Genomic DNA, 1349 nt, shown 5'->3' with positions numbered 1-1349 from the left:
TTTTTTTATGCGCTTTGAAAATGAATTAGCGGTCGCTTTTAACTCTTGTGGTAGTTTTCATACATTCGAAAAATATGCTGAGCTACTTTCCCCTCAACTTATTCAGCAAGGCTTTGAACAAGCTGGTGTGGCTACCATTCGTAAAAGAAGGTTGCCGCTTGAAACGGTTCTGTGGTCAATTATCGGCATGTCTTTATATCGTCAGAAATCGGTTTGGGATATTGCAACACAAATGGACATTATGTTGCCCGATAAGAAACCATTGGTCGCGCCCAGTGCGTTGGTTCAGGCAAGACAGAGGTTGGGGGAAGACGCTGTTCGAGAGGTGTTTCGCGTGATGGCAAAGCATAGCTATGAGTCTAATCAATTTGAAACCTGGGCTGGATTAAATTTGCTGGCTGTTGATGATGTTGTCTGGCGAACGGCTGATACGCAGGAAAATCATGAAGTGTTTGAGACACAGAGTAATCAACATAGAGAGAATACTTATCCTCAGATCCGTATGGTTTGCCACATGGAAATCACCAGCCATCAACTTATCAATAACGCCTTCTCGGGTTACCGCACCAATGAAATGAAGTTGGCCGAGGAGTTGGTAAGCACTACTCCAAATCATTCTTTAACGCTGTTTGATAAGGGGTATTACTCTCTTGGTCTGCTAAATCGTTGGCATCAAGCAGGTGAGCAAAGACACTGGATGATACCCGCGAAAAAAGACCTTCAGTATGAGGTGCTACGTAGCTTTAGCAAACAGGACCAGCATATACGTTTAACCAGCACACCACAGGCAAGGAAGAAATTCACTGACTTGCCTGAATACGTCGAAGCAAGATTAGTCACGAAAACGATAAAAGGGAAAACGTATCGAATGTTATCGTCAATGGTAGACCCAATGCGATTTCCAGGTGATGAGATGGTTGAATTATATCGATACCGATGGGAAATTGAGTTGGGCTACCGCGAGATGAAGCAATCACTTCTTAACAGCGAATATACGCTAAGAAGTAAACGCCCAGATATGATTAGGCAAGAACTATGGGGCGTACTGCTGTGCTATAACTTAATCAGGCAAGGAATGACGGCAGCAGCAGGGAAATTAGGAGGTGTGTTACCCAATCAACTTAGTTTTACCAGCTGTTCAATGGCTATTACACACTTCTTCGTTACTGTATCGTTGAGCAGTCCAGGCAATATTCCTAAAGCATACAATGCCTTACTCACGAAAATGAGCTTCTTCTTGTTACCAGAAAGGCGAGAAGACAGGAGCTACCCAAGATGGGTAAAACCAAAGCCAAAGAAGTATCCGACTAAAAAGAAAAATGCCAGTCAGCTTAACTGACTGGCATTAC

Annotated in this window: 1 protein-coding gene; it reads left to right on the top strand. The window is 43.4% G+C overall.

Translation table 11 applies throughout. The annotated features are described in order from the left end of the window. Positions 1–7 precede the first annotated feature (7 nt). Positions 8–1339 (top strand): IS4 family transposase, encoded by a 1332-nt coding sequence (locus tag BW139_RS18090; protein ID WP_076920578.1) that lies wholly within the window; start codon positions 8–10, stop codon positions 1337–1339. Positions 1340–1349: the final 10 nt, after the last annotated feature.

Origin of the sequence: Pseudoalteromonas sp. SK18, assembly GCF_001974855.1 — a bacterium.
GTDB lineage: Bacteria > Pseudomonadota > Gammaproteobacteria > Enterobacterales > Alteromonadaceae > Pseudoalteromonas.
This window is presented reverse-complemented; position numbering and strand designations above follow the sequence as displayed.